18 protein-coding genes are annotated in these 13,194 nt (G+C 40.1%); 9 read left to right on the top strand and 9 right to left on the bottom strand.

Annotated features, from left to right (window positions below; translation table 11 throughout):
• Nucleotides 1-218: 218 nt before the first annotated feature.
• Nucleotides 219-656, bottom strand: a complete 438-nt coding sequence (locus WBM98_RS14750) for a hypothetical protein (protein ID WP_424366790.1) — start codon at nt 654-656, stop codon at nt 219-221.
• 111 nt (nt 657-767) lie between these two features.
• Between WBM98_RS14750 and greA the strand changes: the two genes are divergently transcribed.
• Together greA and WBM98_RS14740 are read left to right on the top strand one after the other, a co-directional pair.
• On the top strand, nt 768-1,244 hold the full coding sequence (greA, locus tag WBM98_RS14745; RefSeq protein ID WP_424366789.1) for a transcription elongation factor GreA: 477 nt from the start codon (nt 768-770) through the stop codon (nt 1,242-1,244).
• 85 nt (nt 1,245-1,329) lie between these two features.
• A complete protein-coding gene (locus tag WBM98_RS14740; protein ID WP_424366788.1) occupies nt 1,330-1,722 on the top strand; it encodes an HIT family protein in 393 nt (130 codons plus the stop codon).
• Here the strand turns inward: WBM98_RS14740 and WBM98_RS14735 are convergent.
• Together WBM98_RS14735 and WBM98_RS14730 are read right to left on the bottom strand one after the other, a co-directional pair.
• Nucleotides 1,709-2,065, bottom strand: coding sequence for a hypothetical protein (locus tag WBM98_RS14735; RefSeq protein WP_424366787.1), 357 nt, complete (start codon nt 2,063-2,065; stop codon nt 1,709-1,711). The two genes, WBM98_RS14740 and WBM98_RS14735, sit on opposite strands and share 14 nt — an antisense overlap.
• Nucleotides 2,066-2,068: 3 nt before the next feature.
• On the bottom strand, nt 2,069-3,217 hold the full coding sequence (locus WBM98_RS14730; RefSeq protein WP_424366786.1) for a sensor histidine kinase: 1,149 nt from the start codon (nt 3,215-3,217) through the stop codon (nt 2,069-2,071).
• A gap of 108 nt (nt 3,218-3,325) precedes the next feature.
• On the opposite strand from WBM98_RS14730, the gene WBM98_RS14725 reads away from it, so the two are divergent.
• The 4 genes from WBM98_RS14725 to aat all read left to right on the top strand — a co-directional run bounded on the left by WBM98_RS14725 (nt 3,326) and on the right by aat (nt 6,208).
• The gene (locus WBM98_RS14725) at nt 3,326-4,207 is read left to right on the top strand and encodes a flavin reductase family protein (RefSeq protein WP_424366785.1); all 882 of its coding nucleotides are present in this window, start codon (nt 3,326-3,328) and stop codon (nt 4,205-4,207) included.
• A complete protein-coding gene (locus WBM98_RS14720; RefSeq protein WP_424366784.1) occupies nt 4,204-5,007 on the top strand; it encodes a hypothetical protein in 804 nt (267 codons plus the stop codon). The genes WBM98_RS14725 and WBM98_RS14720 overlap by 4 nt, the downstream gene beginning before the upstream one ends.
• Nucleotides 5,008-5,054: 47 nt before the next feature.
• The gene (locus tag WBM98_RS14715; protein WP_424366783.1) at nt 5,055-5,432 is read left to right on the top strand and encodes a DUF3127 domain-containing protein; all 378 of its coding nucleotides are present in this window, start codon (nt 5,055-5,057) and stop codon (nt 5,430-5,432) included.
• A gap of 110 nt (nt 5,433-5,542) precedes the next feature.
• Nucleotides 5,543-6,208: a leucyl/phenylalanyl-tRNA--protein transferase gene (gene aat, locus WBM98_RS14710; RefSeq protein ID WP_424366782.1), complete on the top strand. Its 666-nt coding sequence runs from the start codon at nt 5,543-5,545 to the stop codon at nt 6,206-6,208.
• Between the two features lies 1 nt (nt 6,209).
• Here aat and WBM98_RS14705 read toward each other — a convergent pair whose 3' ends face one another.
• From WBM98_RS14705 to WBM98_RS14680, 6 genes are all read right to left on the bottom strand, one after another.
• Complete coding sequence (locus tag WBM98_RS14705; RefSeq protein ID WP_424366781.1) at nt 6,210-6,878, bottom strand: DNA alkylation repair protein; 669 nt, start codon at nt 6,876-6,878, stop codon at nt 6,210-6,212.
• A 21-nt stretch (nt 6,879-6,899) separates the two neighbouring features.
• On the bottom strand, nt 6,900-7,481 hold the full coding sequence (locus tag WBM98_RS14700; RefSeq protein ID WP_424366780.1) for a hypothetical protein: 582 nt from the start codon (nt 7,479-7,481) through the stop codon (nt 6,900-6,902).
• Nucleotides 7,482-7,567: 86 nt separating this feature from the next.
• Nucleotides 7,568-8,131: a DNA-3-methyladenine glycosylase I gene (locus WBM98_RS14695; protein ID WP_424366779.1), complete on the bottom strand. Its 564-nt coding sequence runs from the start codon at nt 8,129-8,131 to the stop codon at nt 7,568-7,570.
• A 62-nt stretch (nt 8,132-8,193) separates the two neighbouring features.
• Nucleotides 8,194-8,511, bottom strand: a complete 318-nt coding sequence (locus tag WBM98_RS14690) for a hypothetical protein (protein ID WP_424366778.1) — start codon at nt 8,509-8,511, stop codon at nt 8,194-8,196.
• Between the two features lie 7 nt (nt 8,512-8,518).
• Nucleotides 8,519-8,836, bottom strand: a complete 318-nt coding sequence (locus WBM98_RS14685; protein ID WP_424366777.1) for a hypothetical protein — start codon at nt 8,834-8,836, stop codon at nt 8,519-8,521.
• Nucleotides 8,837-8,944: 108 nt separating this feature from the next.
• The gene (locus tag WBM98_RS14680; RefSeq protein WP_424366776.1) at nt 8,945-9,334 is read right to left on the bottom strand and encodes a hypothetical protein; all 390 of its coding nucleotides are present in this window, start codon (nt 9,332-9,334) and stop codon (nt 8,945-8,947) included.
• Between the two features lie 152 nt (nt 9,335-9,486).
• Between WBM98_RS14680 and WBM98_RS14675 the strand changes: the two genes are divergently transcribed.
• The 3 genes from WBM98_RS14675 to WBM98_RS14665 are packed head-to-tail and all read left to right on the top strand — an operon-like array spanning nt 9,487 to nt 13,192.
• On the top strand, nt 9,487-10,161 hold the full coding sequence (locus WBM98_RS14675) for a TetR/AcrR family transcriptional regulator (RefSeq protein WP_424366775.1): 675 nt from the start codon (nt 9,487-9,489) through the stop codon (nt 10,159-10,161).
• Between the two features lie 3 nt (nt 10,162-10,164).
• Nucleotides 10,165-11,838, top strand: coding sequence for a peptidase domain-containing ABC transporter (locus WBM98_RS14670; RefSeq protein ID WP_424366774.1), 1,674 nt, complete (start codon nt 10,165-10,167; stop codon nt 11,836-11,838).
• Between the two features lies 1 nt (nt 11,839).
• The gene (locus tag WBM98_RS14665) at nt 11,840-13,192 is read left to right on the top strand and encodes an HlyD family secretion protein (protein ID WP_424366773.1); all 1,353 of its coding nucleotides are present in this window, start codon (nt 11,840-11,842) and stop codon (nt 13,190-13,192) included.
• Nucleotides 13,193-13,194 lie beyond the last annotated feature (2 nt).

Genomic DNA, 13,194 nt, shown 5'->3' with positions numbered 1-13,194 from the left:
TTGTGAACGTTTTAAAGAAGATGCTCCAGCTAGATAAGCGTTATTGTCAAAATCGCTGGTACGTGTACGAAAGTAAATTAAAATACGGATTTATACCAGTGGATTTTAGAGGAAACACCACAAATTGTTGGATGCTTTTTACTGATGCATGAAGGACGATACGAGGATCAAATGGATGGCCTGCCGTTATCTTCGATACTCGTCCGATATCCAAGTCCCTAATTGTAGACACTCAATATATTACCACTAAAGGTGTTGCGGTAAATGAGCATATCATAATAGCGTTTTCCATCATCAGGCCTGTTCAACATTTGACCTGTATATAAACTGTATTCATAATCATCGCACATGCACGTGGCCGTCTGTCCATTGAGTACCATGGTAGAACAATCATTGGGTGCATGGTTGGGACAGCTAGCTTCGGAGGCAACAAATTCATTGAAACCTATATTGATAACAAATATCCCGGCGGTTCCCACGCCTTTTGTGCCGACATAAATTGCTGAGCCGGTATTGGTCAAAGGACTATATAAGGGTAGGTTGAGGTTCATGTCATACCTAAAACCAATTTCCTGCAAATACGGATTTCGATTGGTAGCGTCATTGCTACATGCAAACACCAGGAACACTAAAAATAGGGCACAGATACGGTTCATAATACAATTTGTAATACATTGGACAGGAGCAAAAGTGAATAAAAAATATGTATCTTTGCGTTAAATCCTCTTTAAAAAAGGGGATTTTCCTATTTATTAAACGATGAAGCTATGAGTAACGTATCTTATTACACGGCAGAAGGCTTAAAAAAATTAAAGGATGAGTTGAATCAACTTAGGGATATTGAACGCCCTAAGGCGTCGCAGGCGATAGCCGAGGCCCGAGACAAAGGGGATTTATCCGAAAATGCCGAATATGACGCTGCTAAGGAAGCACAAGGACTTTTGGAATTGAAGATAGCAAAGTTGGAAGGAACTTTGGCCAATGCCAGATTGATCGATGAGACCCAATTGGATACTTCAAAGGTATTGGTCCTGTCTACCGTAAAATTGAAGAACCAAACCAATGGTATGGAGATGAAATATAAATTGGTGGCCGAGAGTGAAGCCGATCTCAAATCCGGAAAGATTTCGGTAAGCTCCCCGATTGGGAAGGGGCTGTTGGGTAAAAAAGTGGGGGATACGGCTGAGATTTCCATACCCAATGGTAAAATCACTTTTGAGATTTTAGGGATTACCCGGGAATAGATTACGATAAATCTTTATATTTAATCCTATCATTATTGATAGGATTTTTTTTGCTTTAAAACGAGTCTAGTAAAACAAAACGACCATGGCCAGTATTTTCACCAAAATCATCAATGGGGAAATCCCGTGTTACAAAATAGCCGAAGACGACCATTTCTTTGCCTTTTTGGATATCAACCCCAATGCCAAAGGGCATACCTTATGTATTCCCAAAAAGGAGGTGGATAAGATTATGGATCTGGATGAGGAAACCTATATGGGACTTATGACTTTCTCAAGAAAGGTTGGCAAGGCCATTGAAGCCACTGTCGATTGTAAACGGGTGGGCATCACGGTAATCGGTCTTGAAGTGCCCCATGTGCACGTGCATTTAATTCCTCTGAATGTCATGAAGGAGGCTACTTTTCAACATAAAGTATCACTTTCGAAGGAAGAGTTTGAGTCTATTGCTGCAAAAATCCGTTCTAGAATAGAATAACCCCGGATTGCCATAGGTAGATACCGACCCCTATGACTACTAAAAGAGAGACCACCAGAATATAAAACAGGGATGTAAATCGAATCGAGGCCTTTTCAGGTTCGACCATTTTTTTATAATAATTGAAGATGCGTTCTATATCCTCGGTCCAATTCACCGGATAGATAATCGATTCACAGGTATTGCATTTGATGGTATGGGTCACCTCATTGGTGGTTCGATCATATAATTTCCCATATTTGTGTTTTTGTTTAAAGGTGATTTTCATATCCTGATTAAAACATTCAGGGCAATTATTGGTAATATTCGCCTCTTTGAGCACTACTAACTTCTCCTTCGACATGACTTATGTTTTTACTTTTAATGATATTTGCATGATGGTACCCTCCTTGCCTGAAGAAAGGACTTTTATCTTTCCTTTATGATATTCTTCCACGATCCTTTTAACGAGTGACAAGCCTAGGCCCCATCCTCTTTTTTTGGTCGTTACCCCAGGATTGAAAATGGTTTTGTGATTACTTTTTGGAATGCCACTTCCCGTATCGGCTATGAGGATATTTACGTATCTCCCTGCCGGGATAATATCGATGGCGATACTCCCTTTACCCTTCATGGCATCAATGCCATTCTTGACCAGGTTCTCGATGGTCCAATTATATAAGGCATGATTTAAAAGCACGGGCAATTTCTCTACTTTTGTATTGAACGAAAAATGAATCAGTTTAGAACTTCTAAGTTTTAAATAGTCATAGGCTTCCTTCGTTTCCTTTACAATGTCAACTTCTTTGAGCTCCGGTAAAGAGCCTATTTTCGAGAATCGCTCTGTAATGGTTTCCAACCGCGAAATATCCTTTTGGATTTCCTTGGTGATCTCTGGATTTATTTTTTCCGCTTTCAAAAGTTCGTTCCATCCCAAGAGGGAGGATAAGGGTGTGCCGATCTGATGGGCTGTCTCTTTTGCCATGCCCGCCCATAATTTGTTTTGTTCTGACGCTTTGTTGGTTTTGAAGAAAAAGAAAATGACGGCCCCGAAAAGAAAAATAATCAACAAGAGGGCTATGGGATAATATTTTAATTTGTTCAACATCTCTGAGTTCCCATAGTATAATGTCGCTAAATGCTCGCCTTGTTGGTCGATGGATATTGGCGTGTTTTCACTTTCAAATTTTCGAATGTTCCGCTGCACGTATAAGGAGTCCTCCACTTTTTCCTTCGGTATATTATTGGTCTTGATAGATCCATCCTTATTCATTAGAATCATTGGGGTAGAAGTATTGTTTTGAAGTACTTTAATGGTAAGATTACCCATATCCATGTCCTCGGAATATTGCAAAAGCTCAGATTGGGCCGTGGCCCAAATCTCCATTTTCAAACGTTCCTCCTCCTTGAACTTTTTAAAGAAACTGTTCGTGTTCCACAAAATCAAACTCACAATGGCAAAGGCAATTGCCAGTAAAACAAAGTTCGAAGTCTTCTTTTTGGGATTAAAATCCATCTGGCCGATTTGTTGCTTTAAAGATAACGTAAAATGAACATAAATGGTGTATGGTATACAAGACCATCTGTTTTTAATGGGAGCCAAATTGACTACATTTGTTAGACTATGGCCAATACTATCTCAATAGATCCAAAAGATATCTCCATACCAGAATTACATGGGTATCTTTTAGGGGCAATCGGACCAAGACCTATTGCCTTTGCCAGCACCATTGATGAAAAGGGCAGGCCCAATCTATCGCCCTATAGTTTTTTCAATGTGTTCAGTGCCAATCCGCCTATATTGATTTTTTCGCCGGCGCGTAGGGTTAGGGATAACACCACAAAGCATACCTTGGCGAACGTTGAAACAGTCAAGGAAGTTGTTATCAATGTCGTGAATTTTGACATAGTACAGCAAATGTCGCTTTCAAGTACCGAATATCCGGAAGGGGTAAACGAGTTTTTGAAAGCCGGACTTACCATGGTGAAATCAGATTTGGTACAACCATTTCGGGTAGCGGAATCGCCCGTTCAGTTTGAATGCAAAGTAACCAAGATCGAACCTCTCGGGAGTGGGGGTGGAGCTGGGAATTTGATTTTTTCAGAAGTGCTTAAAATACATATTAATCCCGCTATTCTAGATGAAAACGGAAGTATAGACCCCATTAAGATAGACCAGGTGGCCCGTATGGGAGGCAATTGGTATGCAAGGGCCAACAAAGGTTTGTTCGAAGTGCCCAAACCCTTAACAAGTATGGGAATTGGTGTCGATGCCATACCTGAAGAAATCAGGTTAAGCCGTGTCTTGACCGGGAATGATCTCGGAATGTTGGGTAATGTTGCGGCATTGCCAACGACCGCTGAAATAAACGAATTTATAAATTCGAACAAGGAGCTGAGAACTTTGGTCGGTTTAAATGATATCGATCTGTTGCATCGCAGTGCCCAGGAATATATTAACCGAAACGAAGTGTATTTGGCATGGAAACTACTTTTGGCAAAATGAAACGAATACAGTTATTCGAATTTGAGGATTTTGGGTGGTTTCCGACCTGGTTGCGTGTCTGTATGACCAATTTAATCGTAATCATTCAAAAGATGATCGGGGTACCCGAACTGTTGGCCACCATGATTGCGGACATTCTAAGGTCTAAAAAACTGGACACGATTGTTGATTTAGGCTCTGGTTCCGGAGGTGCTATGCCCGAGGTTTTGGCTTCGATCCATAAAATCAATGGTCTTGAACATGTCGCTTTGATCATGACCGATTTATTCCCCAGTCCAGAAATGTTGAAAAAATTCAATTTGAATACTTCGGACAGAATCAGTTATTGCGATACATCGGTTGATGCAACCAATATCTCAACGGCTCCCATGGGTTTAAAGACCATGATGAACAGTTTTCATCATATGCGGCCGGCGAAGGCAAAAGCAATCCTTGAATCTGCCCAAAGGACCCATCAACCCTTATTGATCTACGAGATGGGCGATAATAATATACCGCTGCTTCTTTGGTGGTTGCTATTACCCATATCATTGATTATATTAATTATTATGGTTCTTTTTATGACACCATTTGTAAAACCCTTAACTTGGCGGCAAATAGTTTTTACCTATTTCATTCCGATTATCCCAATATGTTATGCTTGGGACGGTCAGGCATCATTGCCACGAATGTATACGCTCAAGGATTTGGATCTTTTGTTAGATGGACTGGGTTCTGAGAATTATACGTGGAAAAAAGGACATGCCAAAAAGAATAACGGCAAAAAACAGGGAACCTACCTTTTGGGGCTCCCAAATTGAAAATGCATATATTAAACATTAAACGCAGATAGCATAATTATTGAAACATGGAATTACAAGGAAAAATCAAGATGATTGATGAAACCAAGACTTTTGGAAGCAATGGTTTTAGAAAGAGGGAAGTGGTAGTGACCACTGAGGAACAATACCCACAACATATACTTGTTGAGTTTGTACAGGATAAATGCGATTTACTGAATAGCTATCAAGTTGGCCAAGAGGTAAAGATCAGTATTAATCTAAGGGGCCGCGAATGGACCAACCCACAGGGAGAAGTAAAATACTTCAATGCCATACAAGGTTGGCGTATCGAGAATCTTCAGACCGCGGAAGGTTCTTCCAATATACCGCCAGTGCCACCTATGGAGGCCTTTGAACCTGCGGATAACATCAATGACGAAGATCACGATGACCTTCCGTTTTAAGGAGACCACAAAAACGAGTAAAAAAGACCCTTTTGGGTCTTTTTTTTATCCTTGATAGTGGCATGGCCATTATTTTTTTTGAATTGTCTAATTTTAGGAAAACTTGATCTATGAAAAAGGATAGTCCATATAGACCCTTGACCTTTCTTACCGATGCCATTTATTTTCCTCCGATAGAAGATGCAAATGCTGAGGGATTACTGGCCGTGGGGGGTGATCTTTCACCAGAACGGCTTATGCTTGCTTATAGAAGCGGTATTTTTCCATGGTTTAACGAAGGATCTTTAATGTTATGGTGGAGTCCAGATCCTAGAATGGTCCTATTCCCAGAACATATCAAGATTTCGAAAAGTATGTGCAAGGTTTTAAAAAGCGACCAATTTACACTTACCAAAAATACCTGCTTCGAACAGGTCATCGATCACTGTGCAAACGTAAAAAGAAAACATCAGGATGGTACTTGGATAACCCAGGAAATGAAGGAGGCCTATATGAAATTACACCGATTGGGGCATGCAAAATCGTATGAGGTTTGGGAAGACGGTGCGTTGGTCGGGGGGCTCTATGGTATCGATTTAGGCCATGTTTTCTGTGGGGAAAGCATGTTTAGTGCGGTAAACAATGCCTCAAAATTCGCTTTTATCAAATTGGCTGAGGAACTTCATCAAAAAAAATACAGATTGATCGATTGTCAATTGTATACCACGCATTTAGAAAGTCTAGGAGCAAGGGAAATCCCAAGATCTGAATTCATTGATATTCTAAAAAGGAACTAAGTCAATCCAGTAACCGAAGTGCTTCGCGCTGACTTAAGCTGGATAGATCATTGTGTTCGACAAAGTTTTTTACCCATTTGGGATTGGTTCCACTATACTCACGTAACACCCAGCCAATGGCCTTGTTGATAAAGAATTCCTTGGATCCCAAGAGTTTTTTTATAATGTATTCCAACCTTTGGGTATCTATTTTATCCTTTCGTTTCAATTGATAAAGCAAACAGCAACGCTGTAACCAAATGTTGTCAGAGGCCAACCACTTTTCGATATAGGTGTCTAATTGCCTAGGATAGCACTCAAAATACGGGCCAATTAATTTAACGGCAATATAATCTACGGTATCCCACCAAGACTTGTTCGTTACCATATATTCCAATAGGTCAATATCGTTTTGATCGAAGTGGCGGCTATATTTAAATACCAATTCCTGGGCAAAGAATTGGTATTCACGTTGGGGTCTTTGCCAAAGCGTTTTTACTATGTGTTCCAATTCGACCTTGGGAGGTAAATAAGTTTTTTCAAAAAAGGGTCGTTGGAGCGCCCTTCTTTTCGGGGTTTTGATGCCGTAAAATTCAAATTGGTTCCGCATATAAGCCTTTTGACCGGCTGCAGTTTCTGAATCTGCGTTCGTCTCAAATTCAAGTTCCAATGTTCGTAAGAAATCGGTCATTCTTTCTTTTGTTCGAGATGGTCAATATAAAATACGGTCGTGGTTCATTGGCAACGCTGGCCGTTTGCGAAGAAGACTTCCATCTGCGCTGAACCAAAGATCGAGCTCGCGATTCCTTTTGTTATTCTTCATAATCATAATGAGCTTATACACATTGCTAGGGAGGATAAGATTTTGAAATGTGTCGGTTAACTTTGGGGTATCGTTTTCGGTGTTGGTTGCGGGATACTCTTGAAAAATGCGCTTCACCCTGAACTTTTCAAAAGAATCGGATAGATATCCTTTTATTTCTTGGTAGGTTTCTTCGGGGATGTCGACCTCAGTAACCCGGAATCCTGAATTTACTAAGCTGCCAGCCTCGTCAAAGGATAAAAAATAGTGTAAGCGATCCTTTTTGAATTTTAAAAAATATGTGGTTCCGAGACTATCGACTTCTTTGTAATATCGTTTTTGTTTGATTTTTGGGCCAAGTACCATACTGTTCAGTTGCATTGTTGGAAATTGGGATTTCCTGATGCGATGCTCACGTTCCTTTATGTCCTGGCCTTGACATAAATAAGTGACAAGAAACAAAATCAAACCGAACCACAAACCATATCTCATACGTGACTTACTTTTTAATCCTCGGTAAATTAACGATTTATGCCAAGATACTTTTCAAGCGTCAAAATTGGAAGACTGCTGTCCCATTAAACCTCGTTATATCTGAAACAACCGACTTCATGGTCATTGACCATGCCTGTCGCTTGCATGTGTGCATACACCACAGTACTCCCAACAAATTTAAAACCTCTTTTTTTAAGGTCGTTGCTCAAGGCATCTGAAATTTTGGTATTCGCAGGGGCTTCCTTATAATGTATGACTTTGTTCTTGATAGGCTTTCCATCCACAAAACTCCAGATGTACTCGCTGAAACTTCCGAATTCTTCCTGGACTTTCATAAAGGCATGGGCATTGGTTACCGTGGCCCTAATTTTTAATTTGTTTCGTATGATGCCTTTGTCCTGAAGTAATGCTTCTATTTTCGCTGCATCGTACGCAGCGATTTTTTTATAATCAAATTGATCAAAGGCGCTCCTGAAATTTTCCCGTTTGCGAAGAATGGTAATCCAACTTAATCCTGCTTGAAAGGTTTCCAGAATAAGAAATTCAAATAAAGTAGCATCATCTTGGACCGGTACGCCCCATTCCTGGTCGTGATACGCTTCATAGAGGTCATCGCCAACGCACCATCCACATTTGTGTCTATCCATATAAGCGAACTTTGGATTAAAGATATAGATAAATTCAAACTTGGATCGAACGGCAAACCATTTTAGATCTTGGCTGTTTTCTCGCGAATGGCATCGCTTTGATCATCGTTCATATACACAATGGGTACAGCATAGAGACTGGGCATATTGTTTGGGTAATATTTTTGTAGTACTTGATCGATCGATTGGAAAAGTAGGGCTTTGGTTCTGCCTATTATCAATATATTGGATTTTGATTCCAATTTATGGGAGCTTTCGTTTTTGAAATAGGTGGTCTTTTCAGATAGTGAGGCATCCAACAATAGTTTTTTATCCAGTAGGATATCAATGCAATTCAAAGCTTGTTCTTTAGTATCGGTAAGGATATGGGTCAAAACCATAGATGGACTATTTAGAATCGTTCAGCTTTTTCAAGGAATGAATAAAATCGATAAGATCGGTGTTTGCGTAAATACCGTAGGCACTGCTCAAATACCCTTTGCGGCCATCGCCACACTGAATCAAGAACAGGATCGATGCATCCCCAGGGTCGGTCATGCCTTCATGCCTGCAATATTCCACCAAAAAACAAGATTCATGACCATAAGTGTCATTGGTACCCCTACAATTAATTTTTCCATTCCTGAAATAAAAATCGCTATTATAGCCTTCCTTACGAGCGGCATCGATGTCTTGCGTCAGTGTATTACTTTGCGATAATATCATTTCAATTGTATTAAGTATCAAAAAAACACCGGCCTCAGAGTTCCCATATTACTAGCGAAACAAACATAGGCGGACCGGTGTTGAGAGAACAAAATTAAAAACTAACCATTATTCATTGTCTGCAATCGAATCTTCCCTTTTTGTATTTGGCATTTTCAATTCGCCCTTCGCTAGCGCCATTTCGATATCGGAGGTTACTGTAGGCCAGAACCTGAAAAAGTTACGTCCGTCTTTTCGTTTAAGGGTTACTTTGGTTTTGCCATTTGCGGTTACGATTTCTTCAACAAATACTTTTCGGCCTTCCAGATTATTGAAATCGGCGATAGCCCCTCTTTTGATAATGATATTTTTTCTTGGAAAATCAATGTGCTGATAGCTTGATGCGGTAACATTTCCCAATGTTAAGACAGTCCCTTTTTCAATTACACTTGAGTTATCCTGTGCGTGCAGCATTCCAATAGAGAATAAGAATGCAATCATTATTGCTGATTTTCTCATAACTATATTATTTTATTATCGATTATTGGCAATTATTTTACGAATTTAATAATTATAAATAAAAAGTTAGTATTGCAATCGTTAAATAGTTGTTAAACTATTATATGTTGATAGTAATACTATTATATTTGTCTTCCAAAAACACAAAGAGCATGGAACGTTTATTACGATCTGTTAAAATAAACATCAACGAAAAGATTTATGTCAAGGATCCGGAATCATCGGATTTGGGAAAACGTATTGTTGAGGAAAGCATTTTACTGATCCATGAGATTGGCTTTGAGAGTTTTACATTCAAAAAACTGGGAATCAAGATCGGTTCCAATGAAAGTTCGATTTACCGCTATTTTGAAAATAAGCATAAACTGTTATTATACTTGACATCCTGGTATTGGGGGTGGTTGGAGTATCAATTGGTTTTCGAGACCAATAGTATGGGTGATCCCATAGAAAAGCTTAAAAAGGCCATTGAAATTGTTACTAAGGTGACTGAGGTCGATTCCGCATTTTCACATATCAATGAGGTGTTCTTGAACAAAATCGTTGTCAACGAATATTCAAAATCCTATTTGACCAAAGAGGTCGATGCTGAAAACAAAGAGGGTTATTTTATAATCTATAAAAGATTGGTTATGAGGATAAGTGATATGATAAAGACGATTCATCCCGATTACCCTTTCCCTTCTAGCCTGGCCAGTACTATATTAGAAGGATCGCTTCACCAATATTTTTTGCGGGACCATTTCCCTTCGTTGACGGACTGTCACGAGAAAAACGACCCTACGGTTTACTTTCAAAACCTTGTGTTCTGCATCCTTAAATCATAGAGAATGACGAAAATAATGATGACCTCATGGCAGCGGCTAATAGGTTTGTTGCGTTTGGACAAAAGGGATATTACCCAAGTGTTTTATTACGCCATATTCGCTGGCGTTGTAAATTTGTCCCTCCCCCTAGGTATTCAGGCTATAATCAACCTATTGCAAGGGGCGCGTATCAGCACCTCTTGGATTGTACTGGTTGTCCTCGTGACACTGGGCGTGGCATTTGTGGGCGTACTACAGTTAATGCAGATCAGAATCATAGAAAATGTACAACAGAAAATCTTCACACGCTCCTCTTTTGAATTTGCGTACAGGTTCCCCAAAATTAAAATGAGTGAATTAAGCAATTACTATCCGCCGGAGTTGGCAAATCGGTTTTTCGATACCCTCACCATTCAAAAGGGACTTTCAAAGATTTTGATTGATTTTCCTGCCGCTTTATTGCAGATAATTCTTGGGCTTTTATTGCTTTCTTTCTACCATCCGTTTTTCATTGTTTATGGCATTTTATTGCTCTTGCTTGTTTATGTGGTTTTTAAGTTTACGGCCCAAAAAGGACTTGACACGAGTCTTAATGAATCCAAAAGCAAATACAAAGTGGCGCATTGGTTACAGGAGATAGCCCGGTCGATTGTAAGCTTCAAGCTTTCAGGAAAGACCTCGCTTGCCCTGGATAAAAATGATGAACTGGTCACTGAGTATCTTAATGCGCGAGAGGGTCATTTTAAGGTATTGGTATTACAGTTTGTCCAAATGATAGGGTTTAAGGTTCTCGTAACGGCAGGGCTTTTGCTCATTGGGGGTTTACTGGTACTGAACCAGGAAATGAACATCGGACAGTTTGTGGCTGCCGAGATCATTATTCTTTTGGTCATAAGTTCTGTAGAGAAATTGATTCTGGGATTAGAGACCTTTTATGATCTATTGACATCCTTGGAAAAATTGGGCCAAGTTGTCGATAAGGAGTTGGAAACACAAGAAGGTGAGATTTCCTTAGAGGGAAATGCCCCTCTTTTTGTCGAGTTGGAAGGTGTCTCGTATAGCGTACCCGGCAGTAATAAGAAAATAATTGATAATGTCAGCTTAAAGATTACCCCCAATAGTCGCATTCTCATGAAGGGGGGAAGTGGTTCAGGAAAGACCACCTTGTTGCGCATTATTTCGGGTATTTTGGAACCCGATTCGGGAGGTGTATATGTCAATGAACATTCCCTAAACGGTATAAGTCTTAACCACTATCGTTCCCAATTAGGTCAATGCTTACCTGAGGAAACCCCTTTTGAAGGGTCCATTTTGAACAACATAACTTTTGGTGATAAAACTATTTCACAGGAACAAGTGAATTGGGCTCTTAAAAACGTAGGCCTGACCGAGTTCGTAAAAGAGCAGCCTCGAGGTTTACAAACGATTCTCTATCCTGAAGGAAAGCAGATTCCCTATACAGTAGCCAAAAAAATAGTTTTGGCGCGAAGTATCGTTAGAAAGCCCAAGTTACTACTTCTTAAAAATCCCTTGGATCAATTTGAAAAGTCGGAAGCAACTAAACTTATAAATTTCCTGAGTGACCCGGGTAACGGGTGGGCCTTATTGGTAGTGGGTGAAAACAAGCGATGGATTGAACATTGTACACGTGTTATCACCATGGAAAAAGGAAGAATAATCGATGAAAAAGTAACGTAGTATGTTGAATATTTCGCATAACAAATTGAACCAAAAGGTTTCGCTAGAACGATTTACTTCTGCCCAAAAGGTATTCCATCAAAGACATTATAAGCATTTTAATCGCTTTTTATTGGCCTTTGCACTCGTGGCGTTTCTTATCCTTTTTCTACCGTGGACACAGAACATCAATAGCAAGGGATATTTAACGACCTTAAAGCCCGATCAACGTCCCCAGACGATTCAATCGCCCATTCCTGGTCGAATCGAAAAGTGGTATGTTCAAGAAGGGGATTATGTAAAAAAAGGCGATACCATTCTGTTTATCTCTGAAATCAAAAACGAATATCAGGATCCGAGATTGGTCGAAAGAACGGGGCAGCAAATTAAGGCCAAGGAATCCTCGGTCACCTCCTATGAGGGCAAAGTAAAGGCTTTGAACAGTCAAATAGCCGCACTTACTAGTGAGCGGGGTTTAAAGTTGGAGCAAGCCAAGAATAAATTGTTACAGTCAAAATTAAAGGTAAAGAGCGATAGTATTGATTTAGAGGCGGCGAAGACAAATATTAGCATAGCCCAACGACAATATGATCGCATTGTACAACTACAGTCAGAGGGTCTAAAAGCCTTGACCGATGTAGAAGAAAAACGCCTAAAATTTCAAGAGACCCAGGCCAAATTGATTTCACAGGAAAACAAGGTATTGGCTTCCAGAAATGAAATTTTGAACGCCCAGATGGAAATCAGTCGTGTTATGGCCGAATACACAGATAAAATAGCAAAGACAAGGGGTGATATGTTCACGGCACAGTCGAATCAATTCGACTCTGAAGCACAAGTCACAAAATTAGAGAGCGCGTTTACGAACTACCAGATGCGTAATGACCTCTATTACATACGTGCGCCCCAGAATGGCTATATCAACAAGGCCATAAAAGGAGGTATAGGAGAAACCTTCAAGGAAGGTGACCGTTTGGTGGGTATTATGCCTTCAGATGTAGATTTGGCCGTTGAAACCTATGTTGAACCTTTGGATCTACCGCTGTTACATCTTGGCGAAAAGGTACGCATTCAATTTGATGGATGGCCGGCTATAGTGTTCAGTGGCTGGCCTAATGTTTCATACGGTACGTATGGCAGTGAAATCGTGGCCATAGAAAACTTCATCAGTGAAAATGGAATGTATAGGGTTTTGCTGGCCCCTGACCCCAATGATCATCCATGGCCATCAGCGATTCGTGTAGGTTCAGGTGCCAATACCATCGCACTATTGGAAGATGTACCTATTTGGTATGAGTTATGGCGGCAATTGAATGGTTTCCCACCAAATTATTACCAACCCAATAATGTCAAAACCGACGCTAAAAAGAAGTAGTG

Origin of the sequence: Maribacter sp. (assembly GCF_049667165.1) — a bacterium.
In the GTDB taxonomy this organism is placed as follows: Bacteria; Bacteroidota; Bacteroidia; order Flavobacteriales; family Flavobacteriaceae; genus Maribacter_A.
The sequence above is the reverse complement of the archived record's forward strand: the minus strand, read 5'-3'. Positions and strand labels throughout refer to the sequence as shown.